This is a genomic window from Aminithiophilus ramosus (assembly GCF_018069705.1).
GTDB classification, from domain to species: Bacteria; Synergistota; Synergistia; order Synergistales; family Aminithiophilaceae; genus Aminithiophilus; species Aminithiophilus ramosus.
In genome coordinates this window covers 1,513,023-1,536,896 of the sequence record NZ_CP072943.1, presented here as the reverse complement: position 1 = coordinate 1,536,896, position 23,874 = coordinate 1,513,023, and the positions used below count along the sequence as shown (strand labels likewise).

Below are 23,874 nucleotides of genomic sequence, written 5' to 3'. Positions count from 1 at the left end.
TTGGGACGGTGGCGGCCTTGGAACAAGCTTTCAATATCTATGATAGTCAAAAAAAAGAAATTTATATAAAAAATGAATTAACAATCATCAACAAAAAAATAGCTGCGTGTACGGCGTGCCCCCTCTGCCAAGGACGGAATAAAACGGTCTTTGGTCAAGGGTCAATTAATTCAGGGCTTATGATTATTGGAGAAGGACCAGGCGCAGATGAGGACCTTCAAGGAGAAGCTTTTGTCGGCAAGGCTGGTCAACTTTTAACTAAAATACTAGAAGCAGCTAAAATCTATCGCAAAGATGTTTTTATTACTAATGTAGTAAAATGCAGACCTCCCAACAACAGAGTGCCAACTGTTGACGAAATAGTTGCCTGTAATTCATTTCTTGAATCGCAAATAGCTTTAATTTCTCCAAAAATAATTATAACTTTAGGCAATACTCCAACGAGATGGTTGCTTAAAACTTCTGAAGGAATAACTGCCTTACGAGGGAAATGGTTTAAGTGGCGCGGAGTTGAATTGATGCCACAATTCCATCCCAGCTACCTATTGAGAAATCAATCTAGAGCAAAAAATAGCCCTAAGGATTTGACTTGGAATGATATTCAAGATGTAAAACGCAAATGGGATGAAATAAGCAAAGGAGGATCACCAATATCCAATGAGTGAAGACATCGTTCGTGTGCCTGTGCATTTAGCTATCATTATGGACGGTAACGGTCGATGGGCTCAAAAACGAGGTCTTCCTCGTATTGTTGGTCATAAATATGGCGTTCAGGCTGTTGAAAAAATAGTTAGAGCTGCGAGTAACAGGGGCATTAGGTATATATCTTTATACGCATTTTCGACAGAGAATTGGAAAAGGCCTAAGACTGAAGTCTTGGGACTCATGAGTTTATTTAAATATTTTATTAAAATTAAAATAAATGAGTTAAAAAAAGAAAGCGTCAGATTGAGATTTTCTGGTCGCCTTGAAGATCTATCTCCTTCAATTCTCGATATTTTACGCAATGGAGAAGAATCTACCCGCATGGGAACCAAAATAGACATGATTGTTTGTCTAAATTATGGAGGTCGACAAGAAATTCTTGATGCTGTTTCAAAATATATCGCATCAGATATTGCTCTCCCTCTGAACGAAAATATTTTCAGATCTTTTCTTTATTTACCTGATGTCCCAGACCCAGATCTTATAATACGAACGAGCGGGGAACTTAGGTTGAGCAATTTTCTCATTTGGCAGTCCAGTTACAGCGAATTTTATTTTACAGATAAACTGTGGCCTGATTTTGACGAAAAAGAATTAGATAAGGCCTTAGTTAGCTATAACGAGAGGGACAGGCGATATGGCCGAACATAATTTAATTAATGTTAACTCAATAAAACGATCTATTAGTGGCATTGTTCTTGCCTCACTGGTTTTATCTGGAATGTTTTTTGGTGGTTTATTGTGGCTTTTAGTAGTCATGGTTGCCCTGATGGTGTCCTTGTGGGAATTCTATGTTATTTTAGCCACAAAAGCTCATGTATCCAAAGGAATAGGGTTAGCTATAGGGTTGCTTTTTCCTATTATGGCTTATCGCGGTTTCCCTCTTAGCGCGATGTTGGCTATGTTGGCCATATCTTCTTTTATTACCCTTTTTATTGAAATAGTTCGTAGACAATTAACAGGACATAGTCATGCCATTTTCAACTTGGGATCGACGTTGTCTGGAATTGTCTATATTGTATTGCCTTGGACTTTTATGATCCTTTTAAGAAATCAGCCGTGGGGACTTTTTTTATTGGTTACTCTTTTTGCTTGTACGTGGAGTTGTGACGTTTTTGCCTATTTCATCGGAACCAGATGGGGTAAAACGCCTTTTTGCCAGTCTGTCAGCCCAAATAAATCTTGGGAGGGTTTTTTGGGAGGACTTGTTGCTAGTCTATTGTGTTCTGGAATATTAGCTTTTTTATGGGAATTTCCCCCTCTGCCTCTGCTGTTATTGGGTTTACTTTGCGGGACAGCAGGACAACTTGGAGATTTGGCTGAATCCATACTAAAGCGCGAGGCGCATATAAAAGACACAGGGTCTTTGATCCCTGGACATGGAGGCATGCTCGACCGTTTTGATAGCATCCTCTTGAATGCCAGTCTTGCTTTTATGATTTTCGAGGTGATATGGCTCTGATGAAGGATTCCAGACAAGATGTCATTCGCTTAGCTCTTATGGGGGCGACAGGTAGCGTAGGATCATCGGTTCTCGATGTCTGCCGTCGCTTTCCCGAGCGCTTCCAGGTCGAAGTTCTCGCCGCCCATTCCAACGATTCAGCTCTTCTGCCTCTTGTTTACGAGTTCAGGCCCGCTTTGGTTGCCCTTTACGACGAGAAGGCTGCCGGGAGAATTTGTCCTGATCTCCCAGCCGACGTTCATCTTTTGACAGGGCCGGACTCCCTTCGTGAAGCCTTAGGACAAGTGCCTCTCGACCATGTCGTTTTCGCCACATCGGGAACGGAGGCCATTCCGGCACTTCTGGATGCTCTCGATGCCTCCCTGGACGTTTCTCTGGCCAACAAGGAAAGCCTCGTCGTGGCGGGACAGTGGGTCATGCCGCACATCCGACATCCCCATCAACTCCGCCCTCTCGACAGCGAGCACAGTGCCCTTTGGCAGTGCCTCCGAGGAGAAAGCCTTTCATCGATCACCAAGGTATGGCTGACAGCTTCCGGAGGACCCTTCCTCGATTTTACCCCTGAGGAGATGAAGCGAGTTACACCAGCTGATGCCCTCAGCCATCCCGTCTGGTCCATGGGAGCCAAGGTGACCGTCGACAGCGCGACGTTGATGAACAAGGGCATCGAAATCATCGAAGCCATGAGGCTCTTTTCTCTTCCCCTCGCTCAAGTCGATGCCGTCATCCAGCGGAAATCTCTTGTTCATGGCTTTGTCGCCTTCGTCGACGGTGCCGTCAAGGCCCTTGTCTCTCAGCCGGACATGCGCCTTTCTGCAGCTGCCGCCCTCGCTTTTCCCGAGAGGCTTCTCCTCGAAGAGTCCCTGGCGCTTCCCGATCCCTGGCTGTGGAATCTCTCTTTTGAAAAACTTGACGGTTCCCGTTTCCCCTGTTTCCGTCTGGCGCGAGAGGCCGCCCTTGGCGGGGGTGGAGCTCCCATCGTCCTGGTCGGCGCCGACGAAGTGGCTGTTGCCGCCTTTTTAAATGGCCTGATCACTTTCACGGCCATCGGCGATGTCGTCGAGGCGACGCTCTCGTCTTTAGGCGGCGAGACGCCTTCCACCCTTGAGGATGCCCTCGATCTTCTGGACCGTTCGCGCCAGTACGCTCGATCCTTCGTCTGCGGTTCTCGCGCTGAAAGGAGGTATCTCCTCTGATTAGCCTTCTCTCTTTTCTGCTTGTCATTGCCATCTGCGTTATCGCTCACGAAGGTGGTCATTATTTTGCCGCTCGCTGGTGTGATATCCAGGTTCACGAGTTCGCTTTCGGCATGGGACCCTCCCTTTTTTCACGCAAAAAAGGGGAGACGCTCTGGTCCTTTCGCCTGTTTCCCGTCGGGGGTTTTGTCCGTCTGGCTGGGATGGAGGAGGAGCGAGAGGGAGAAGAGATCGTCGACGAGCGACGGACCTTTCCTCTAAAGACGCCCTTTCAGCGTTTCATCGTTCTCGCCTCGGGAGCGTCAGTCAACCTTTTTCTGGCCTTTTTTCTCACGGCCCTTCTGCTTTGGGGCAAGGGAGTGGCCGACCTTGATTCGACGAAAATCGGATCTCTCATGGAGGGCTTCCCCGCCCAGTCTCTCGGCCTTGAGGCGGGCGACGAGATCCTTGCCATCAACGGAGAAACCTTGAAAAACTGGAACACCTTGTCTGCTCTTCTGCAGAAAGAAGCGGCGAAGGGCCCTATCGATCTCGATGTTCGCCGCGGCGAAAGCCAGTTTTCGATCCACGCTTCGATTCCCGTCGATGCGGCTCATGGCGTTCCTCTTCTCGGGATTCGCCCTCCCGTCATTCTGTATCCTTTTCACAAGGCTCTATTGCGGGCCTTCAGCTACGTGTGGCATCTAGGCGTCGATATTATTCGGGGGATCGTCTCGTGGATTTTCGGCCATACCGATGTCACGATGACGGGACCGGTGGGCATCGCCGGCATGGCAGGAGAGGCTGTTCGGCAGGGATTCTGGTCTTTCCTGTCTTTCCTGGCCGTAATCAACCTCCATCTGGGCATTCTCAATCTCATTCCCTTTCCCGCTCTCGACGGAGGCCGCATCGTCTTTGTCCTCGGCGAGATGATTCTGGGACGCAAGATGTCAAGCAAGTGGGAGAATGCCATTCATCTTGCCGGTTTCGTCGTTCTTATCGGCCTGATTCTTCTCGTCACATGGAGCGATCTGTGGAAGCTGGCGAAAACCCCTTAAGACAGGAGGCGATGAGCATGTCTCGAAGATCGGTTTCGATAGGAGGCCTTCGCGTCGGTGGCGGTGCGCCCGTTCGTGTCGAAAGTATGCTGGTCTCCCCTCTGAGCGACGGCGACGAAGCTTACGAAGAGTTGATGGCCCTTGTCAATGTCGGATGTGAATTGGCCAGGGTCGCCTTTCCTCAAAGAGAGGATTTCGGCAGACTGAAGAAACTCAACGCGTCAAGCCCCATTCCCCTCATGGCCGATATCCACTTCGATTACCGTCTGGCTCTCCTGGCCATCGAGGCCGGATGTCGGGCCATCAGGATCAATCCCGGCAATTTGGGCGGCCGTAACGGCCTCCGCGAAGTCGTTTCGGCTGCACGTGATTCCGACGTGGTGATCCGCATCGGCGCCAACAGCGGTTCTGTCAACAACGACCAGCTTCGCAGGGCCTCCGGAGACAGGGCCTTGGCTCTCGTGGCGGCCGTCGAGGAACAGCTGGAGCAACTTCTCGACGAGGGGTTTGAGGCGTTGATCCTCTCCGCCAAATCTTCGTCGGTTCATGAGACCTTGCGAGCCAATCTGGATCTGGCTTCACGCCATGATTTTCCCTTTCATATCGGGATCACCGAGGCTGGACCAGGCCTTCGCGGTCTGGTCAAAAGTTCCGTCGGGCTGGGGCTCATCCTCTCTCAAGGCGTGGGTGACACCCTGCGCGTCAGCCTTACCGGACCGACGTGTCAGGAAGTCGAGGCCGGTTACGCCCTTCTCCGATCTCTGGGACTCCGCTGTCGCGGAGCCGATCTTATCTCCTGTCCGACCTGCGGAAGACGTCGCGTCGACGTTGAAAGCCTTGTCCGACGGATGGAACCGCTTCTGCCCTCGCTGCCTGACGGATGGACCGTCGCCGTCATGGGCTGTGAGGTCAACGGGCCTCGAGAGGCCAGCCATGCCGATGTCGGTGTCGCCGGCTCGCCTCGAGGACTACTCCTTTTCCGCCGTGGCATACCTCTTGGCGAAATTCCGCTGGAGTCCTTCGAGGAAGTTCTGTTGGATCTTGCACGGCAGAAGGTCTGAGGCGTTGCCTCACGCAATAAATGCGATTCCATGCAAGGGTGGTGTTTTATGTGATTGAACCTATAGCTATTCGCAAAAACGATCTGTGGTTCACTGAATACCAGACCAACGCCATGCGCTTGGGGCTTAGAATTACTTCTATATTAAAAAACATAAAGACAGACTATCAGCAGTTACTTGTCGTCGAAACGGAAGAATATGGCCGTGCTCTTATTCTCGACGGAGCTTTGATGTTCACAGACCAAAATGAATTTACTTATCACGAGATGATGGTTCACCCCCTCTTGTCATCCCATCCTGATCCGCGAAAGGTTCTCGTCGTCGGTGGGGGAGATGGAGGATGCGTTCGAGAGATCGTGAAGCATGATTGCGTTGAAGAGATCTACCTTGTCGATATCGACGAAGAGGTGATTAAAGCCTCTCTGGATTTCTTCCCCGCCGTCAGTGAAGGACTCAGGGATGAGCGCGTAAAAGTGCTCCCCATGGATGCCCTGAAGTTCATCAAAGACCATCCCGCCACCTTTGATGCGATTATCGTCGACAGCACCGATCCCGTCGATTTTGCCGTCGGTCTTTTCGAAGCTCCCTTCTATCGCGACGTTGCCGCCGCTCTGCGAGAAGGAGGCATGGTCGTCGCTCAAACGGAGTCGCCTTTCGTCAACCGCGACCTTCTCTCCCATGCCTTCCTCCAGATGGGAACCGTCTTTCCGCGCATGTTCCTATGCTGGGGAGCCATGCCGACTTACCCTACAGGAAGCTGGACGTACTCCATCGGCTCCTTGGGACCCGACCCACGGACGATCCGGCGATCGCCCTCCGCCAGGACGCAATACTACTCTTCTGACATCCATCGGGCCTCTTTCGTTCTGCCTCCTTTCATCAAGGAGCTCCTTCGTGCGAACCTCTCCCAATGAACTGAAACGCCCTCCTTCCTCTTTCTGAAAGTTTCGCTTTTTGATCTCCCGGCAGCTCTCGAAGGACATAAAATCCGTCTTCCCTTGGCGGATGTGCCCGAGAGCTGCCTTGCTCCTTCTTTTGCCTCTATCGATATTCGCCGTTCCTCTTGGCCTTCCATTGCGAATGTGGTATAACGGGGACATTGAGCTTAACTGCATAGCCTTGACGGTTCACTTAATTGAGAATGGGGGGGAGACAGTGGAGGAGCGAGAGAGAGCCTTCTACGTTGCCTCGGAAGTGGGTAAGCTGAAACGGGTTATGCTCCACAGGCCGGGACGGGAGCTGGAGCGACTGACGATCGACAACAAGGACGAGCTTCTGTTCGACGACATTCTCTGGGTCGAGGAGGCTCAGAAAGAGCACGACGCTTTTGCCGATCTGCTCCGCGATAACGGTGTCGAGGTCGTCTATTTCCGCAACAGCTTCGCCCAGGTTTTGCGGGATGAGACGATCCGCTCTCAGGTACTCGACGACACCTTGGCCATGGAGGCCTTGGACGTCCCTCTGGGGCAGGCCCTTAAAAGAGAACTGATGGACTTCACCCCCTCGGATCTGGCCGATGTCCTCATCTCGGGGCTGACGAAAGCGGAGGCCGTCGCCCTGATCGGACCCTGCCGTAGCCTCGTCCTCGACGTACTGGACCCCATGGCCTTCCTTTTCCGCCCTCTTCCCAACCTCTATTTCCAGAGAGACCCTCACGTTTTCATTAAAGACGGCGTCATCATTAGTGTCATGAACTTTCAGGCCCGTCGTCGAGAACCCCTTTATGCCCGCTATATCTACGAGAATCACCCTTACTTCAAGGACCTTAAGATTCTGTTCGGGGACAACAAAAACGACGCGATCCCCTATAACGTGGAGGGTGGCGATGTCCTCGTCCTTTCCGATGACGTCGTCGCCATCGGCATCAGCCAGCGAACGACAGCCGGAGCCGTTCAGATTCTCGGTCGCCGCTTGGCACAGCGCGTCGGCGTTCATACTCTTCTTGCCGTCGACATCCCTAAGACTCGTTCCTACATGCATCTGGACACGGTGTTTACGATGGTCGATCGCGATGCGTTCACCATTTTCCCCGGCGTCAGTGAGGCCATCCGTATCTGGAAACTGGTTTACGATGACGAAGGAGAGCTTCTTTCCCTTACGGAGAGCCATGATATTGGGGCCTCTTTCAGGGAAGCGCTTCACCTTGACGCCGTTCGGTTCATCGAGACCGGTGGCGGCGATCCTGTCGCCGCCGCCCGAGATCAATGGAACGACGGCACGAACACGCTCTCGATAGCCCCCGGCAATGTGGTCACCTATCGAAGAAACGTCGTTTCCAACAGGGTTCTCAGGGAAAACGGGATCAAAGTTCTTGAGGTCCGGGGAGCGGAGCTGGGGCGAGGTCGAGGGGGCCCTCGCTGCATGTCCATGCCTCTGCTACGCGATCATTGACCTTCGCAGCGGTTCCACGTTCTGTCGTTCCTATATCTACTCTAAGGAGGCTATCAGTATGCCTGTTTCACTCAAGGGTCGTCATTTTTTGACATTAAAGGATTTTACCCCTCAGGAAATTCATTATCTGCTCGATCTTTCTCGGGAGCTTAAGGCGAAGAAACTTGCGGGAGTGAGGGGAAATCTTCTTGAAGGGAAAAACGTCGTCCTGATTTTCGACAAGACGTCGACGCGGACCCGTTGCGCCTTTGAGGTCGCCGCCTTTGATGAGGGTGCCCAGGTCACGTTCCTGAGCAACAGCCAGATGGGGAAGAAGGAATCCATCGAGGATACGGCCAGGGTATTGGGCCGTTTTTACGACGGCATCGAGTTCCGAGGCTTCAAGCAGGAAACCGTCGAGGAACTGGCCGCCTTTTCCGGAGTTCCCGTTTGGAACGGCCTCACCGACCTTTACCATCCGACTCAGATTCTGGCCGACATGCTTACCCTCTCCGAGCACGTGGCAAAACCGCTGCGGCAGGTGAAGCTCGTCTATGTGGGCGATGCCCGCAACAACATGGGCAATTCTCTCATGATCGGATCGGCCAAGCTGGGCATGCATTTCGTGGCCGTAGCCCCCAAAGAGCTCTTCCCCGCAGAATCGCTCGTGGCCGAGATGCGTGAGCTGGCCAAGGAAACGGGAGCCACGATCGAACTCACGGAGAGCATCGACGACGGCGTCAAAGGGGCCGATGCCCTTTACACCGATGTCTGGGTCTCCATGGGGGAAGAGGCTCATTTCGAAGAGCGAATCAAGCTTCTTCATCCCTATCAGATCAACATGGAGATGGTGGCCAAGACGGGAAATCCCGACGTCCTCTTCCTTCACTGTCTCCCCGCTTTCCACGACCTCAACACCTCCGTCGGTCGGGAAATTTTCGAGAAATACGGCCTCAAGGATATGGAAGTGACGGATGAAGTCTTCCGCAGCAAGCATTCCGTCGTTTTCGATGAGGCGGAAAATCGTATGCACACCATCAAAGCCATCATGGTTGCAACGATCGGCAACGTCTAGCCCCGAAATCGGTGACAGAAACAACCCCCTGGGGGTATAATCCCAGGGGGTTGTTTCTGCTTTGCCAGGGAAAGGATGGTGAAGGTAATGGAGGAGAGGAAACGTCGTTATCGTTGTCCTTCGTGCGGCAAAGAGTTCGAATCGGAGACACAGTCCGAAAAGTGTCCTTTCTGCAGGGGCAAGGTGTTGATCCTGCTGGAGGGACCGTCGCTTCGTCGACCTGCCGGCTGTGCCGCTGCGGGCTGAAGCTTCTGACTCGCTGAGATCGTCGATCTCAGCCCAGCGTTTCAGACGCGGAAACGACGGGCATCGAGCTTTCGATGCCCTTTATTTTTGAGAGGTCGAAGAGAAACGCCTTGATGTCCTGAACGGAACCGTTGAGGACGAGGACCTCCAGACAATGATCGGCGTCGACGTGGACATGGGTCGTACAGATGATGGAGTGGCCGTGGTCATGCTGGAGCTGATTGAGGTGAGTCGCGCCGTCGCCGCGGTGATCGAAATAAACCGTGACCGTGCCCCAAAGGGTACCTTTTTCCTCTTCCCAATTGGACCGGGCTATGCCGTCGCGAATCAACCGGCGCAGGGCTTCCGACCGGCTAGGTAGCCCCTGTTCACAAATCCATTGATCAAATTCACCAAGAAGGCCTTCTGGTATGGAGACACTGAAACGTCGAATGCGATCTTCCGTTGTCACGTCGCTTTCCCGCCTCCTCCTGTTCGTTCTTTTCGTCATGGGCCAGAAGCCGTGTTTTTTGCCGAGCGACGACGATGGACACGGGACAACGCCTCTGTGCTAAAATTATCGGCGTCAGTGAAGGCTAGGGTCGGAGAAGGGAGGGATAATCGTGAATGATTTTTACCGCAATCCGAAAGAACTCGTCAAGGGCATCACGTCTTGGCTCGAGGAGCATCTGGCCGCTGCCGGCGCCAAGGGGGCCTTGCTCGGACTCAGCGGCGGCATCGACTCTTCCCTTCTGGCCGTACTGCTCCGCCGTGTCTGCGGTTCATCGATGGCGGGACTCATTATGCCCTGTCACAGCGATCCTCGGGACGAAAAAGACGCGCGACAACTCGCCGAAACCTTCGATATTCCGACGGAGAGGATCGATTTGGGGCCTGCCTTCGATCAGCTTTGCACGTCCCTTCCGCCGGAGGATCAGAAGCGGGCGACGCCCCTTTCTCTGGGAAACGTGAAGGCCCGGCTGCGAATGGCGACTCTCTACGCTGTGGCCCAGCCTCGGGGCTTTCTCGTCTGCGGAACCAGCAATCGCGTCGAGTGGACCGTCGGCTATTTTACCAAATATGGCGATTCGGGGTCCGATCTTCTGCCCCTCGCCGATCTTCTTAAAGGAGAGGTCCTCTCCATAGCCCGCTATCTGGGTGTCCCCGAGGGCATCATCAACAAACCTCCATCTGCAGGGCTCTGGCCGGGCCAGACCGACGAGGGGGAGATGGGCGTTTCCTACGACGCTCTCGATCGCTACCTCGCTTTTGGAACGGCCACACCGGAAGTTCTTGCCTTCGTCAAGAAGGCAGAGATCCGATCTGAACACAAGAGAAGTTTTCCTCCCCGCTGTCTTTTGCCGGGAGGCGATCTTTCGGAGGAGTGATGGGGCATGTCGGGACATTCGAAGTGGGCAAACATCAAACATCGCAAGGCTGCACAGGACGCCAAGAAGGGCGTTGCCTTCCAGAAGCTGGTCCGGGCCATCATGGTCGCCGCCAAAGAGGGTGGCGCCGACCTCGCCATGAATATTCGCCTCAAGACATTCGTCGACAAGGCCAAAGAGGCCAACATGACCAACGAGACCATCGACAGGGCCATCAAGAAGGGCTCTGGAGGCCTTGACGGGGAAAATTATGAGGAGCTCTATTACGAGGGTTATGGCCCCGGCGGCGTGGCCGTCCTGGTCGAGTCCTTGACGGACAACAAAAACAGGACCAGCTCCGAGGTCCGTTTCGTTTTCAGTCGCAACGGAGGTTCTCTCGGCGAGGCGGGCTGTGTGGCATGGATGTTCGAACGTCGTGGGGTGATCGTCGTCTCCGGCGAAGGACTCGATGAGGACGAGCTCATGATGAATGCCCTTGACGGCGGGGCAGACGACGTGGAGAACAACGGCGACGGAACGTTCTCAATCTACTGCACGCCCTCAGCCTTTTCCGCCGTTCGCGAGACTCTGTCCGGAGCGGGCTATCATATCGCCTCGTCCGATGTCCAGATGACGCCTAAGAACACGGTGACCGTCAGCGAGAGGGGCACGGCCTCCCGCCTTCTCCGGCTTCTTGACGCTCTTGAGGATCTGGACGACGTTCAGAACGTGACGGCCAATTTCGATATTCCCGACGAAGTGATGGAGAGCCTTGAGGCTTGAGGAAAGGGATCGTCGCTGCCTGGGCATCGATCCGGGACTGGGGCGGATAGGCTTTGGCCTCGTCCTTCAGAGGGGAAATAGCCTGAAGGCTCTCTCCTTCGGCTGTATCGAGACGCCCGCCGATCACTCCCTTTCGGAACGTCTTCTCTTGCTCGACCGGCGACTGGGGGAGCTGCTTGACGAGGGCTCCCCTCATTTCGTCGCCGTCGAACGTCTTTTTTTCGGGCGTAACACCACCACAGCCGCCATGGTCTGGCAAGCCCGGGGCGTCATTCTTCTGGCCGGAGCCCGAAGAGGTCTCCCCCTTTTCGAGCCCAAACCCAGTGAGGTCAAGCTTGCCGTCTGCGGCCACGGTTCAGCCGATAAGGGACAGGTTCAGGGGATGGTTCAACGCCTTCTCGGCCTTGACGAACGTCCCCGTCCCGATGATGCCGCCGATGCCCTGGCCGCAGCCATAGCTGCCTTGGCCATGGAGCAGTTTGGCCGCCGAATCGATGGAGGTGACCTCTCTTGCTGAGACGTCTGCGTGGCCGTGTCCTGGAAAAGGCCGATTCCGTCATTGTCGACGTCAACGGCCTCGGGCTGGAGGTTTTTTGTTCCCGTCGCTGCGAGGAGCGCTGCTGCGTCGACGAGGAGATCGAAATGGATGTGGTTCTTCAGCTTCCCGAGACGGGGCCGATCCTCTTCGGTTTTGCCGATGGACGTGAGCGACAGCTTTTTCGCACGTTGCTCTCCGTCAAAGGCATCGGTGGTAAAATTGCCCTCTCCCTGCTGCGATCGCTCACGATGGAGGATTTCGTGCGTGCCCTTCAGAGCGGCGATGTGGCCCTTCTTTCCCGCGTGCCCGGCGTCGGGAAAAAGACGGCCGAGAGGCTCTGTTTCGAGTTGAAGGGTAAACTCGCCGACTTCGAGGACATCTCAGGAGAGGAGGGCTCCCGTCGTCGCGAAGCGCCCTATCCCGATGTTGTCTCCGTCGTGCTTGAGGCTCTTTTAGGTCTCGGCTTCGGACGATCGGAGGCTTCCGTCGCCCTCAATCGGGCCTCGCTTCGTATCGAAGCCGAAAAGATGACGGAGTCCCTTCTGCTTCAGGAATCGCTTCGCGAACTTCGGAAGAGCTGAGGTGAAGCCCCGTGACTGACGAAAGAGATCGAATCGTCACTTCCGTCTCTCAGAGAGAGGACGAAGGGCTCCATCTCCGCCCTCAGTACCTTCAGGACTTCGTCGGCCAGGAGGAGATGAGCGCCAAGCTCTCTATCTTCATCCAGGCAGCGAAGCGGAGAGGAGAACCTCTCGACCACACCCTCTTTTACGGCCCGCCCGGATTGGGAAAAACGACGTTAGCTGGCATCATCTCTCACGAAATGGGCAGTCAGATTCGTCTGACGTCGGGACCGGCTCTGGAGCGGGCCGGTGATTTGGCGGCCATCCTCTCCAACGTTCAGGCCAACGATGTGCTTTTCATCGATGAGATCCATCGTCTTTCTCCCGCGGTGGAGGAGGTCCTCTACCCTGCAATGGAGGATTATGCTTTGGATATCATCGTCGGCAAGGGCCCCCTGGCCCGAAGCATTCGCCTTCAGCTTCCTCCGTTTACGCTTATCGGAGCCACGACACGTCTGGGGCTGTTGACCTCTCCGCTGCGAGCCCGTTTCGGCATCGTCGAGCAGCTGCAGCTTTACGGCCCCGAGTCCCTTCAGGATATTCTGATGCGGGCTTCCGTCCTTTTCGAACTGGATCTTTGCAAAGAGGCGGCTTTCGAGATCGCGGGCCGTTCCCGTGGGACGCCCCGCGTCGCTCTCCGCCTTCTGCGCCGCGTTCGCGATGTGGCTGAAGTGCGCGGGGCGACCGTCGTCGATGCCGCCTTGGCTTCCGAGGCCCTCTCCATGCTCGGCGTCGACGGACTGGGGCTCGACGAAGGGGATCGTCGGCTCCTGAAGGCCCTCGTCGGTCTTTTCGGGGGAGGCCCCGTTGGACTGGCGACTTTGGCAGCGGCCCTCAACGAGGAAGCTCAGACGATCGAGGATATTTACGAGCCCTATCTGATTCAGAAGGGCTTTCTCGAAAGAACTCCCCGAGGCCGAAGGGGAACGACGAGAGCTTTTCAGTATCTCGGGTTGCGCCCTCCCATGGGATGGGGAGAACAGCTGGTTCTCGTCGACGATCCGGAGGAGGCCTGACGTGTCCGCCCTGGGGCGTCTGGTGATGGGGCTCGGCCTGGCCCTTCTGGTCTGCGGCGCCTGCCTTGTGGCGGCATCACGCCTCTCTCTGCCCTTGGGACATCTGCCCGGCGATTGGGTCTTTCGTCGAGGAAATTTCCGCTTCTTTTTCCCCTTGACCTCCATGATTCTCGTAAGCCTTGTCCTCTCGCTTGCGGCCCACATCATCGGGCGCTGGCTGCGATGACACCACCAGATTCTCCATGAAGGAGCGTGACCTCGTGAAGCAACGGCGACTCTATCTCCTGTCGGCCCTGTTTCTCCTTTTATCCCTTCTGCCCCTTTCCGCCGAAGGAGCGACGCAGACCGTGCGGGTCCGCATCGACGGGGACAAAAGCGGTGGCACCCTGACGTCGCCGGCGGCCATGACGCTCTCCGACGGCAAAGGCAAATCGATGGGGGGAGGCACCAAGGCAGTCCTGACCTTCAACGATGATGGGACCGCTTCCGTCGGGGGGAAAAAACTGATCGGCCCCGTCTCCGTCTCCGCCAAGGCCCCCCTCTCCTGGAACGGACGTCCCTACAGGGGGAAAATGGAAGTTCGAAAGGGCTCGCAAGGGTGGGTGGTGGTCAATGTCATCGACGTCGAAGACTACCTGAGAGGCGTTCTCAAGATGGAGATCAATCCCGCCTGGCCCATGGAGGCCATCCGAGCTCAGGCCATCGTGGCGAGGACCTACGCCATTTCCCACGCAGGCCAGAGCGGAACCAAGGGATACGACTTCGACGACAGCCATAACGCCCAGGTCTATCGCGGCGTCAATGCCGAAGACCCGACCCTGGATCGAGGCATTGACGCGACTCGAGGTGTGGTTGTCACCTGGCAGGGGAACTTGGCCCTGACGCCCTACCACTCCGATTCTGGAGGATGGACAGCCGACGTGCGCGATGTCTGGGGCGGCAGCCGTCCCTACCTTGTGGTCCGTCAGGAACCCTTTCCCTCTCGATCGCCCCATGAAACATGGTCAACGACCTTGACGGCCACTCAAATGACGGCTATTTTTCGCAAAATGGGAGTGAACGTCGGAGAGGTGACGGGCCTTTCCGTGGCCGAACGCGACCAAGGAGGAAGAGCCGTCTCTCTCCGAGTTCAAGGGACCGCCGGAGAAGCGACGGTCAAGAGCCATGCCTTCCGCATGGCCGCCGATTCCAAAGTCATCCGCAGCACCTGTTTCGAGCTGCGATCTTCGGACGGTGGAACGCCCCGATCGCCTCTCCCCATTCTCTCCCCGCCGGCCAAGGACCGTGCCGTCGATGGGGACGATCCCAACCTGATCATCACGCTGACGCAGGAGGGGGCTTTCACGAAGGATGAGCTGATGGATATGTTGCTTCATCCCGAGACGCGACAATCCTATGTCGACAAGGCTCTGGCCCGCTCCTCGAAAGGCAAGGGGTCCAAACCGACGGCTCCCGTCGTCGCAAGCCCTCGCTCTTCGGGGTCCTTTACCTTCGAAGGGCGGGGATGGGGCCATGGCGTGGGCATGTCTCAATGGGGGGCCAAAGTCATGGCAGAAAAGGGATGGAAGGCCGAAAAAATCCTGGGACACTACTATCCTGGAACAACGTTGAAGAAAATTTATTAGCACACGAGGTGTCTGATTGGTCGATTTTTACGATCCCGATAGCTACCACTTCGAACTGCCGCCGTCTCAGATCGCCCAAAATCCCGTCGAGCCGAGAGATCACTCGCGACTCCTCGTAGCCGACAGAAAAGGTTCTCCCCTTGAGGACCGTCTCTTCTGCGATCTTCCCGATCTTTTGTGTCCCGGCGATCTGCTCGTTCTGAACGACACCAAAGTGATCCGAGCACGGCTGCGAGGCACCAAAAAAAGAGGAGGAGGAGCCGTTGAAGTGCTGCTCCTCAAACCCCTCGACGGAGAGTGGCGCGAGTGGGAGGCCCTCGTTCGCCCTGGGAGAAGGCTCCCTCCCGGGACGGTGGTTGTTCTGGCCGAAGGGGTAGAGGTTCTCGTAAACGCCTCGAGAGAGGAGGGGACGAGGGAAATCCGCTTTATCGGTCCCGACCCCGAATCTGTCCGTAACTATCTCGATCGTCACGGCGAAATCCCTCTTCCTCCCTATATCCACGATAGCCAGGCTCCGGACGAGCGCTATCAGACCGTTTATGCCGCCGAGGAGGGATCGGCCGCCGCCCCGACGGCGGGCCTCCACTTCACCCGATCCCTCCTCGATCGGATCGAATCCGGAGGCGTCGAGAGGGCTTACGTCACCCTCCATGTCGGTCTCGGCACGTTCCGGCCCGTCAAAGAGAAGGACATCCGCCTTCACCCCATGCACGAAGAACTCTGCATCCTCTCTGCAGAGGCCGTCGCGGCCGTGGAAAGGACGCGGAAACGGGGAGGGCGCGTCATCGCCGTCGGAACGACAGTGGTCCGCACGCTCGAATCCTCTGCCGACGACAAAGGAATACTCTCTCCCGGAGTGCGGAGTACCCGCCTTTTCATCTACCCCGGCTACCCCTTTAGGGTCGTCGACGGTCTGATCACCAATTTTCACCTGCCTAAAAGCACGCTACTGATGTTGGTTGCAGCCTTCCTGGGCTACGATCGCACCTTCGAGGCTTACGAACGGGCTGTCCGAGAGGGCTACCGCTTTTTCTCCTTCGGCGACGCCATGGCTATTTTTTGATTTTCACGTATACCTTTTCTCCCCTCCGTGGTACAATGCGAATGTCGCAACATTACGACTTCGCTCTGGAGGCAGGTGAGCGCCATGTGGGCGTGGGCTCTTTTCACCCCCCATCCGCCGGTGGTGGTTCCTCAAGTGGGGGGAAGTCATCGCCGCAGCGCCGAAAAGACGCTGCTCGGTTTTGAGTGTCTGCAAAAGCGGCTGGAACCGCTGCCCGTCGATTGGATCCTGCTCCTCTCCCCTCATTTCCGTTACGCCGAAGGGCTTCTTGTCGATGGAAGCCGACATTTCGAGGGCAGCTTGGCCTCTTTCGGCGCTCCCTCTGTGGCCCTTTCGCTGCAAGGCTCTTCGGAAGAGTCACGTCGCGTCGCTCGTCATCTGGAATCGACGGCCGACGTTTTCTTCAGAGAGGGGACCCTCTCTCCCCTCGATCACGGCAGTCTCGTACCCCTCGCCATGCTTCCCTCTCTCCTCCTCTCCCGCCCGAATTTCGTCGTCGCCAACCCCGCGGGTCTCTCACCGGAGGAAGCCTACGCCTCCGGTAAAAGGCTCCGCACCCTCCCAGGAGGAGGCCGATGGGGGCTCGTCGCCAGCGGCGATCTCTCTCACTGCCTCTTGGAAGAAGGACCTTACGGCTTTCGTCCCGAAGGAATCCTTTTCGAGGAGGCCTCGGAGAAAGCCCTGCGTCTCTCCTCTCCGGATCCGCTTCTCTCCCTCTCTCTCAAGACGGTTAGAGGTGCCGGCCACTGCGGGCTGAATTCGCTCCTCTTTTTTCTGGGGCTGACGGGTAGCCTGGAGGTATCCCTCCACTCTCACGAATGGCCCTTCGGCGTCGGCTATCTGACGGCCTCCGTCGTCCCGGGCCCTTACCCGACGCTCCTGGCCCGGCGGTCCATCGAATCTTTCCTCGAAACCGGAGACCTTCTCTCCCCGTCAGAGGCCGAGGCGGAGTTTCCCTTCTCCGAACTCTGGGAGGCGCCCGCCGCCTCTTTCGTTTCCATCAAGGATAAAGAGGGCCACCTTCGAGGGTGCATGGGAACGTTGGAGCCTCAGGAGGGCTCCCTCGGCGGGGAAATCATCGCCAACGCCGTTACGGCCTCCTGCCGCGATCCTCGTTTCCCTCCCATGCGCAGGAGCGAGCTTCCAGGCGTTCACCTCTCCGTCGATGTCCTATCGCCTTCTGAGCCTGTTTTCGACCGGTCCGATCTCGACCCCCAGCGGTGGGGTGTTATCGTCCAATGGCAGGAGCGACGGGGGGTTCTCCTTCCCGGCCTTGAGGGCGTCGAAACCGTCGACGATCAGATCGACATTGCCAGAAAAAAGGCGGCCATTCCCCTTGAGGCTCCTTTTGCCGTGCGCCGTTTCACCGTGCGACGCTTCTTTGAGACGTCATGAGCGGCCTCCTCTCTCCCAGACCCGCCCTTTGGTGGCGCCGAGAGGGAAGGGCTGTCCGCTGCCTGCTCTGTCCTCATCTCTGCCTCCTCGAAGAAGAAGAGAGGGGGTTTTGCGGCGTCCGCCTTCACAAGACCGGAGGCGGTCTGGTTTCCCTCAATGACGAAGTTCTCCTGGCCATGGCCGTCGACGCCGTCGAGAAAAAGCCTCTCTACCACTGGAGGCCGGGAACGAGGATTCTCTCCCTTGGCACGGGGGGATGCAATCTTGCCTGTCCTTTCTGTCAGAATCACGCCCTCTCCCAATGGTCGGGCCTTCCTCCGGGCGAGCCCTTTGCCGTCAAGTCTATCGCCGATGAGCTCCGTCGCCGCAACCTCGATGCCGTGGCCTTCACCTATAACGAACCGCTCATCTGGTACGAGTTCGTCCTCGAAGCCTGCCGGGAAATGAGGGCACAACAGGTGGCGACTGTTCTGGTGACGAACGGCCAGATCCTTCCCGGCCCCAGAGATCTGCTCATACCTCATGTCAATGCCGCCAACGTCGACGTCAAGGCCTTCTCCGAGGAGGTTTACGGGCGGCTGGGAGGAGAACTGAGGAGTACGCTACGTTTCGTCGAGGCCCTTCGGGAAAACAACATTCATGTCGAAGTGACCCATCTCGTCGTTCCAGGACTGACCGACGATGAAGCCGCTTTCCGCAAACTCGTTCATTGGTTGGCCTCCCTCGATGACTCCATTCCCCTTCATCTTTCCCGATACTTTCCGCGCCACCTCTGGAGGGAGCCGCCGACATCCCCGGAAAGGCTCCGAAATCTGGGCGCCATCGCTGCAGAATCGCTCCGAAGGGTCTATTTGGGAAACCTTCCTGGCGAAAGCAGGACGATCTGTCTTCACTGTGGACATGACATCGTCGTTCGAAGAGAGTATGATGTTGTAGCTATGGAATTAGATGCATCGGGAAAGTGCCTTCACTGCGGCACTCCCTCTGACATTCGCCTTCGTTGATGGCATCGGCTCCAAATTATCTATTCCAGGAGGTCTGGTCGTGGAACAGTCCATTCTCAAACTGAACGGTCATTCTCTTACGGTCCAGGACGTGGTAAACGTGGCGCGCGGAGGCTATCAGGTTTCTCTCGATCCTGCCGCCGTGAGTTTTGTGGAACGGGGATCATCGATGGTCCGGCGCTGGGTCGACTCGGGAAGGGTCATCTATGGCATCACGACGGGATTCGGCGATTTGGCCTCCGTCACCATCTCTCCCGATCAGAGTCGGCAACTTCAGGAGAACCTCCTCAAGAGCCACGCATGCGGAGTGGGGTCGCCTTTGCCCGAGGAGACGGTGAGGGCGATCATGCTTCTTCGGATCAACACTCTCATCCGGGGCTTTTCCGGAATTGGTTTGCCGGCTTTGACACAGCTCGTCAATTTCATTAACCTAGGCATACATCCTGTCATTCCCGATCAGGGTTCCGTAGGGGCCAGCGGCGACCTCTGCCCCCTTTCGCACTTGGCTGTGGCCCTTCTCGGCTTCGGCGACGTTTTTTACAGGGGAAGGCGCATGGAAGCCCTCGCCGCCATGAAAGAGGTCGGTCTGGAGCCCATTCGTCTTGGCCCCAAAGAAGGGCTGGCTTTGAACAACGGAACGGCGGCCTTGACGGGCGTCGCCCTCTTGGCCCTTCACGATGCGCGCGAAACGTTGAAACTGGCCGATATCGCCGGCGCTCTCTCCGTCGAGGCGCTACACGCCGTTCCCTACGCCTTCGACGCCAGGACACACGATTTGCGCCCTCACAGAGGCCAGAGGGATGTGGCCGCCAACATTCGTCGTCTCATTGAGGCCAGTCGCATCGTCGAAACGTACCGCAAAGACCGGGTCCAGGACGCCTATTCGCTTCGCTGCATGCCTCAGGTCCACGGAGCCAGCCGCGACGCCATCGACTACGTGGAACAGAAATTGGAGATCGAGATCAACTCCGTCACCGACAACCCCATCATTTTCCCCTCCGACGAGGAAGTCATCAGCGGCGGGAATTTCCACGGCCAGCCGATCGCCTTGGCCATGGACTTCTTCGGCATCGCCATGGCCGAGATCGCCAGCATCTCCGAGCGGCGGACGGCTCGCCTCGTCGATCATAAACTTTCCGGTCTGCCTCCCTTCCTCATCGAAAACAGCGGGGTCAACAGCGGGTTCATGATCCCCCAATACGTTGCCGCCGCCGTCGTCTCCGAGAACAAAGTGCTGGCCCACCCTGCCTCCGTCGACTCCATTCCGACGTCGGCGAACCAGGAAGATCACGTCTCCATGGGTTTCCACGCCTCGAAGAAGGGACAGACCATTCTGGAGAACGCAAAAAAAGCTCTTGCCATCGAACTCATGGCAGCCGCACAGGGCATCGACTTCTCCCGCCCTCTCAAGCCGGGTCGGGGAACGTCGGCGGCCCACGAAAGTATTCGCCGCGTGATCCCCTTCCTGAAGGAAGACGCTTTTCTTTATCCTCTCATTGGCCAGGCTCTGGAGTTGGTCAACGACGGAACGGTTCTCCGCGACGTCGAGGAGGCCATCGGCGAATTGGCCTGAGAGCCCTCTCTCGATCCTTTTTCCGAGCATCGTCGGCAGGGAGGCGAAGCCTCCCTGCCTTTTTTCCTTCGTCTTCGGCTGCCAGACAAATCCTTCTGGCGTTGGCCACGCTTTGCCTCTATAATGAGTTTGGCTTTGAGGGGCATTGTTGCTTTGCAGATTTCACTGGCGGAGGATGGGTCATGGCGAAGAGGGCCTTTGCGTTTTTTTCCTTTCTTTTTGCTCTGGGGTTCTATCTCCTCCTGCTGACAACGGCAATCCCGCGACTCGTCAATTCGATTCCCCTCGGTTACGGCACCCTTGAGGAGGCTCGGATTCCTTCGGGCGTGACGGCTTACGAAGCCGCCGTGGAGTTGCAACACCAAGGGTTCGTCGACGATGGACGAGCTTTGGCCCGGTGGATGACCAAGTTCGGCATTGATCGCAACCTGAGACCGGGACTTTATCGTATCCGACGGGGTTCCCCCTGGGAAGTGGCGCGCCAGATCCGTTCGGAGGAACCGGAATTGCGCAGGGTCACGTTGATTCCGGGAACCGATGGAGACGAGTGGGGGCCTTATCGCGAGGCTCTCGAAAAGAAGGCTCTTTTTCCCCAGGAACTGCAGGGACTTCTACCCGAAATCATTGAGGACCGGATACTTTTCCTGCTGCCCGAGACCTATTACGTCGTCCCCGGGTTCGACGAGGCCGAGCAGGTCGTTCGTCAAGCCTCGAGACTGTGGCTGCAAAAGCTCGGTGGCCGAGAGCTTTCGGCTCAGGAGGTTCTGGGGCGTGGGATTCTGGCTTCTATCGTCGAAAAAGAGGTCCGCCTTGATTCGGAGCGCTCTCTTGCCGCCTCTGTTTTCCTGAATCGCCTTGACCGGAAGATGGCCCTTCAGTCCTGCGCAACCGTCGTCTATGCCTGGAAGGAACGGGGACGTCGCCTCGCTCGCCTCAGCCACGAGGACCTGAAAATCGACTCTCCTTTCAATACCTATCTTCATTCCGGCCTGCCGCCCCACCCCATCTGCCTTCCCGGCCTCGTCTCCTGGAGGGCGGCCCTTGAGCCCGCAGAGTCCGATTTTCTGTTTTTCGTCGCCAAAGGCGACGGCAGCCATATCTTCACCAGGACCTACAAAGAACATCTCCAAGCGCAGAAAAAATAAACGATCTCGTTTATGACGGAGGAGGATTCTCTTTTTGACCGATTTGAAGCAGGGCACCTGTCCCGCCTGTGGTTCGCCTTTTCAGAGCGATGATCCCGACATGCCCGGCTTTCTGCCTTCGTCGGCCGAACAAAAGGCGGGAGCTGTCTGTCGGCGTTGTTTCCGTCTCGTCCACTACGGCCAAGTCACCAAGGCCCCTCTCAACGACGAGACGGTCATCGCTCAGCTTCGTCCCGCCTCTCTTCGGGCTTCCGGCATCGTCCTTCTCGTCGACCCGACGGCGATGGAGTTTTCCCGTCGTGCCCTCGATGTGGCCAAGGCCCTCCACCTGCCTTTCATCGCCGTCGTGACCAAGGCCGATCTTTTCGATCGCTGGATGGATAGGAAAGAACTCGTTTCCTGGATCTCGCGACAATGGGACCTCCCCCGGGAGCGCTCGATGGCCCTCTCCCTTCTGGACAGCAAGGCCCTTTTCGATTTGCGATCCCGTCTGCCACAGCTGTTCGGACGCTCTTACCGCCTTCTCGTCCTGGGCGTTGCCAACGCCGGCAAGAGCACGTTCATACGGGGCATCAGCCGCAGGGGCAAGGAGTTGGCCCTGTCGCCCCTTCCGGGAACGACTTTGGGCTGCGTCGATGTCCCCGTCGGCCAGGAGGGGCTTCTGATCGACTCTCCCGGTCTTCGCCTGGGCAATTTCTGGATCCCCAGGCTCTGCCCCTCCTGCCTCTCTCAGCTCGTCTCCCGCCACAAGCTGAGCCGCAAGACCTTTATCCTCCATCGAGATCAGTCGCTCATGTTCGGAGGTCTTGCCTATGGCCGCATCGTCGATTGCGCCGATAGGGAATGGGTGAAGGTGACGGCTTTCGCCTCTTCCGAAATTCCTCTCCATCGCACCAAGGCCGGTCGGGAAGAGGAGCTTCTGGAACGCCATGCCGGCGCTCTTCTCTCCGTCCCCTGTCCTTCCTGCCTGGACACTTTAAGGGGCTCCTACCCCCTGGTGGAACATCATGTGGCGCTTCGCCGAGGAGAGGACCTCATCCTGCCCGGCTGCGGATGGCTGGCCTGCTATCAAGGGGAGGCGACGTTCTCCCTTTTCCTCCCCGAGGGCTTCGCCCCCGAAATCCGTCCCTGGTTCGTCGCTCCCTTTCCCCCGAGGAATCAGCGCAGAAGATAGATCCCTTGTCCAGGAGGTTTTTGCCATGGAACTTTTCCCCCGCCTCTCGGAGGCTCTCGACAGCCTCATCGAAGGCGATGTCTATCACGGCGATCTTTTCGTCCAAAGTGCCGTCTCCCATAGCCTCCAGTTCGACGACGGTGCCCTAGAGGAGATCAGTTCCTCCGCTGCCGAGGGACTTTCTTTCCGCCTTCTGCAAGGCGAAAATTCTCTTTTCGCCCATTTTTCCGGCAACGATGAGGCGACGGCTTTTTCAGCCATGGGAGCCGTTGCGGAAAGAGCCGAACGGGCTTTTCCCGCAAGAAGTCTCTCTCGTGAGGCGATTCTCCCCCCACTTCCGCCCATCACGCCGCCCAACGCCGACTTCCTGCGCCAGATGGACGGACTTGCTCGCCGAGAGAGTCCCCTTGTCCGGCAGGTTTCTCTCCGTCTGAGCCTTTCCCGAAAAAAAATCCTCGTTTTCGGACCTTCAGGAGCTCTCTCCGAAGACGAACGAAGCTACGGGAACTTCACCGTTCACGTTATCGTCGAGAAAGAGGGAAGTTTACAGACGGGACACGAAGTCCAAGCCGCTCAGACGGAACCTGACGCCTTTCTCCGGGAACTGCGCCCCGAGGAGGTCCTTCTTTCGGCTCTCCGTCGTGCCCTTCTGATGCTGGAGGCCTCTGCCTGTCCGGCAGGCACCATGCCCGTCGTTCTCTCCGGACAGGCCGGAGGGACAATGATTCACGAAGCCTGCGGACACGGCTTGGAGGCCGACATCATTCAGAAGGATTTTTCCGTTTACCGCAATTCCCTCGGGGAGATTGTGGCCAGCCCTCTGGTGACGCTCGTCGACGATCCCACCCTTGTCGGCCATTACGGCAGTTACGGCTACGACGACGAAGGCTTTCGAACGGAGAGGACCACGCTCATTGAGGGCGGCGTTCTGAAGGGGTTTTTGACAGACATCCAGACTTCCCGGCGGGGAGGTCTCCCCCGAACGGGAAACGGGCGTCGCCAATCCTACCGTTCCCTGCCCCAGCCCCGCATGTCCAATACGTTCATCCTTCCCGGCCGAGACGATCCAGCCACTCTCATCGATTCGGTCAAAAAGGGACTTCTCGTCGTCAAGATGGGAGGCGGCGAGGTCGATCCAACGACGGGCAATTTCGTCTTTCAGGTGACGGAAGGCTACCTCATCGAAAAAGGCAACGTGTCAAAGCCCGTCCGAGGCGCTCTTCTCACCGGCAACGGTCCCGAAGCCCTTCGTGATATCCGGGCCGTGGGATCGGATCTCCATTTCGAGCCTGGCTTTTGCGGAAAGGGGGGACAGAGCGTTCCCGTCACCGACGGGCAGCCTTCTCTTCTTATCGGAGGTCTCGTCGTCGGAGGCAGCGACACGTGACAATGTTCTTTTTCAAAGCGAAAAAACAGGTAACAGAGCAGAAAAAGGCC

General features: G+C 56.7%; 24 protein-coding genes. 23 read left to right on the top strand and 1 reads right to left on the bottom strand.

The annotated features are described in order from the left end of the window. Positions 1-8: 8 nt before the first annotated feature. From KAR29_RS07005 to argF, 9 genes are read left to right on the top strand one after another with little or no spacing between them, the layout of a single operon-like run. Positions 9-665, top strand: coding sequence for a uracil-DNA glycosylase (locus KAR29_RS07005; RefSeq protein ID WP_407649560.1), 657 nt, complete (start codon positions 9-11; stop codon positions 663-665). Beyond that, a complete protein-coding gene (uppS, locus tag KAR29_RS07000) occupies positions 658-1,356 on the top strand; it encodes a polyprenyl diphosphate synthase (RefSeq protein WP_274374872.1) in 699 nt (232 codons plus the stop codon). The genes KAR29_RS07005 and uppS overlap by 8 nt, the downstream gene beginning before the upstream one ends. Next, positions 1,343-2,167 (top strand): phosphatidate cytidylyltransferase, encoded by an 825-nt coding sequence (locus tag KAR29_RS06995; protein WP_274374871.1) that lies wholly within the window; start codon positions 1,343-1,345, stop codon positions 2,165-2,167. Before uppS ends, KAR29_RS06995 begins: the two co-directional genes overlap by 14 nt. Next, entirely contained in the window at positions 2,158-3,363 is a 1,206-nt protein-coding gene (gene dxr, locus KAR29_RS06990; RefSeq protein ID WP_311135623.1) for a 1-deoxy-D-xylulose-5-phosphate reductoisomerase, read from the top strand. The genes KAR29_RS06995 and dxr overlap by 10 nt, the downstream gene beginning before the upstream one ends. Beyond that, the gene (locus tag KAR29_RS06985; RefSeq protein WP_311135630.1) at positions 3,360-4,400 is read left to right on the top strand and encodes a M50 family metallopeptidase; all 1,041 of its coding nucleotides are present in this window, start codon (positions 3,360-3,362) and stop codon (positions 4,398-4,400) included. Before dxr ends, KAR29_RS06985 begins: the two co-directional genes overlap by 4 nt. Before the next feature lie 17 nt (positions 4,401-4,417). Beyond that, entirely contained in the window at positions 4,418-5,461 is a 1,044-nt protein-coding gene (gene ispG / locus KAR29_RS06980; protein WP_311135622.1) for a (E)-4-hydroxy-3-methylbut-2-enyl-diphosphate synthase, read from the top strand. A gap of 50 nt (positions 5,462-5,511) precedes the next feature. Further along, positions 5,512-6,375 carry a polyamine aminopropyltransferase gene (gene speE, locus KAR29_RS06975; RefSeq protein WP_311135621.1) on the top strand — a complete coding sequence of 288 codons (864 nt, stop codon included), beginning with the start codon at positions 5,512-5,514 and terminating at the stop codon, positions 6,373-6,375. A 40-nt stretch (positions 6,376-6,415) separates the two neighbouring features. After that, the gene (locus KAR29_RS06970; protein ID WP_274374869.1) at positions 6,416-7,852 is read left to right on the top strand and encodes an arginine deiminase; all 1,437 of its coding nucleotides are present in this window, start codon (positions 6,416-6,418) and stop codon (positions 7,850-7,852) included. A 58-nt stretch (positions 7,853-7,910) separates the two neighbouring features. Then, entirely contained in the window at positions 7,911-8,906 is a 996-nt protein-coding gene (gene argF / locus KAR29_RS06965) for an ornithine carbamoyltransferase (protein ID WP_274374868.1), read from the top strand. A 274-nt stretch (positions 8,907-9,180) separates the two neighbouring features. On the opposite strand, the gene nikR is transcribed toward argF, so the two are convergent. After that, positions 9,181-9,603 (bottom strand): nickel-responsive transcriptional regulator NikR, encoded by a 423-nt coding sequence (gene nikR, locus KAR29_RS06960; RefSeq protein ID WP_274374867.1) that lies wholly within the window; start codon positions 9,601-9,603, stop codon positions 9,181-9,183. Positions 9,604-9,754: 151 nt separating this feature from the next. Here nikR and nadE point away from each other — a divergent pair, with 151 nt between their 5' ends. The 14 genes from nadE to KAR29_RS06890 all read left to right on the top strand — a co-directional run bounded on the left by nadE (position 9,755) and on the right by KAR29_RS06890 (position 23,824). Then, positions 9,755-10,519: an NAD(+) synthase gene (gene nadE, locus KAR29_RS06955; protein ID WP_274374866.1), complete on the top strand. Its 765-nt coding sequence runs from the start codon at positions 9,755-9,757 to the stop codon at positions 10,517-10,519. Between the two features lie 6 nt (positions 10,520-10,525). After that, complete coding sequence (locus KAR29_RS06950; RefSeq protein WP_274374865.1) at positions 10,526-11,281, top strand: YebC/PmpR family DNA-binding transcriptional regulator; 756 nt, start codon at positions 10,526-10,528, stop codon at positions 11,279-11,281. Then, complete coding sequence (ruvC, locus tag KAR29_RS06945) at positions 11,271-11,798, top strand: crossover junction endodeoxyribonuclease RuvC (protein WP_274374864.1); 528 nt, start codon at positions 11,271-11,273, stop codon at positions 11,796-11,798. The genes KAR29_RS06950 and ruvC overlap by 11 nt, the downstream gene beginning before the upstream one ends. Further along, positions 11,792-12,400 (top strand): Holliday junction branch migration protein RuvA, encoded by a 609-nt coding sequence (gene ruvA / locus KAR29_RS06940; RefSeq protein WP_274374863.1) that lies wholly within the window; start codon positions 11,792-11,794, stop codon positions 12,398-12,400. Before ruvC ends, ruvA begins: the two co-directional genes overlap by 7 nt. A gap of 11 nt (positions 12,401-12,411) precedes the next feature. Beyond that, complete coding sequence (gene ruvB / locus KAR29_RS06935) at positions 12,412-13,458, top strand: Holliday junction branch migration DNA helicase RuvB (protein ID WP_274374862.1); 1,047 nt, start codon at positions 12,412-12,414, stop codon at positions 13,456-13,458. A 1-nt stretch (position 13,459) separates the two neighbouring features. Continuing rightward, a complete protein-coding gene (locus KAR29_RS06930; RefSeq protein WP_274374861.1) occupies positions 13,460-13,684 on the top strand; it encodes a DUF2905 domain-containing protein in 225 nt (74 codons plus the stop codon). Between the two features lie 34 nt (positions 13,685-13,718). Further along, entirely contained in the window at positions 13,719-15,083 is a 1,365-nt protein-coding gene (locus tag KAR29_RS06925; RefSeq protein WP_274374860.1) for a SpoIID/LytB domain-containing protein, read from the top strand. A 16-nt stretch (positions 15,084-15,099) separates the two neighbouring features. Beyond that, positions 15,100-16,146 (top strand): tRNA preQ1(34) S-adenosylmethionine ribosyltransferase-isomerase QueA, encoded by a 1,047-nt coding sequence (gene queA, locus KAR29_RS06920; protein ID WP_274374859.1) that lies wholly within the window; start codon positions 15,100-15,102, stop codon positions 16,144-16,146. A gap of 84 nt (positions 16,147-16,230) precedes the next feature. Beyond that, entirely contained in the window at positions 16,231-17,541 is a 1,311-nt protein-coding gene (amrA, locus tag KAR29_RS06915; RefSeq protein WP_274374932.1) for an AmmeMemoRadiSam system protein A, read from the top strand. After that, the gene (gene amrS / locus KAR29_RS06910) at positions 17,538-18,545 is read left to right on the top strand and encodes an AmmeMemoRadiSam system radical SAM enzyme (protein ID WP_274374858.1); all 1,008 of its coding nucleotides are present in this window, start codon (positions 17,538-17,540) and stop codon (positions 18,543-18,545) included. The genes amrA and amrS overlap by 4 nt, the downstream gene beginning before the upstream one ends. 40 nt (positions 18,546-18,585) lie before the next feature. Beyond that, positions 18,586-20,118, top strand: a complete 1,533-nt coding sequence (gene hutH, locus KAR29_RS06905; protein WP_274374857.1) for a histidine ammonia-lyase — start codon at positions 18,586-18,588, stop codon at positions 20,116-20,118. A 182-nt stretch (positions 20,119-20,300) separates the two neighbouring features. Continuing rightward, the gene (gene mltG / locus KAR29_RS06900) at positions 20,301-21,263 is read left to right on the top strand and encodes an endolytic transglycosylase MltG (protein ID WP_274374856.1); all 963 of its coding nucleotides are present in this window, start codon (positions 20,301-20,303) and stop codon (positions 21,261-21,263) included. Positions 21,264-21,297: 34 nt separating this feature from the next. After that, the gene (locus KAR29_RS06895) at positions 21,298-22,437 is read left to right on the top strand and encodes a GTPase (RefSeq protein ID WP_274374855.1); all 1,140 of its coding nucleotides are present in this window, start codon (positions 21,298-21,300) and stop codon (positions 22,435-22,437) included. A 25-nt stretch (positions 22,438-22,462) separates the two neighbouring features. Further along, positions 22,463-23,824 (top strand): TldD/PmbA family protein, encoded by a 1,362-nt coding sequence (locus KAR29_RS06890; protein ID WP_274374854.1) that lies wholly within the window; start codon positions 22,463-22,465, stop codon positions 23,822-23,824. Positions 23,825-23,874: the final 50 nt, after the last annotated feature.

Excerpts from the sequence above, each read along its gene's own strand:
- uppS (WP_274374872.1), top strand. The coding sequence starts at position 658 with ATGAGTGAAGACATCGTTCGTGTGCCTGTGCATTTAGCTATCATTATG.
- KAR29_RS06950 (WP_274374865.1), top strand. The coding sequence starts at position 10,526 with ATGTCGGGACATTCGAAGTGGGCAAACATCAAACATCGCAAGGCTGCA.
- KAR29_RS06890 (WP_274374854.1), top strand. The coding sequence starts at position 22,463 with ATGGAACTTTTCCCCCGCCTCTCGGAGGCTCTCGACAGCCTCATCGAA.
- ispG (WP_311135622.1), top strand. The coding sequence starts at position 4,418 with ATGTCTCGAAGATCGGTTTCGATAGGAGGCCTTCGCGTCGGTGGCGGT.
- mltG (WP_274374856.1), top strand. The coding sequence starts at position 20,301 with ATGGCGAAGAGGGCCTTTGCGTTTTTTTCCTTTCTTTTTGCTCTGGGG.
- dxr (WP_311135623.1), top strand. The coding sequence starts at position 2,158 with ATGGCTCTGATGAAGGATTCCAGACAAGATGTCATTCGCTTAGCTCTT.
- KAR29_RS06995 (WP_274374871.1), top strand. The coding sequence starts at position 1,343 with ATGGCCGAACATAATTTAATTAATGTTAACTCAATAAAACGATCTATT.
- amrS (WP_274374858.1), top strand. The coding sequence starts at position 17,538 with ATGAGCGGCCTCCTCTCTCCCAGACCCGCCCTTTGGTGGCGCCGAGAG.
- amrA (WP_274374932.1), top strand. The coding sequence starts at position 16,231 with ATGTGGGCGTGGGCTCTTTTCACCCCCCATCCGCCGGTGGTGGTTCCT.
- argF (WP_274374868.1), top strand. The coding sequence starts at position 7,911 with ATGCCTGTTTCACTCAAGGGTCGTCATTTTTTGACATTAAAGGATTTT.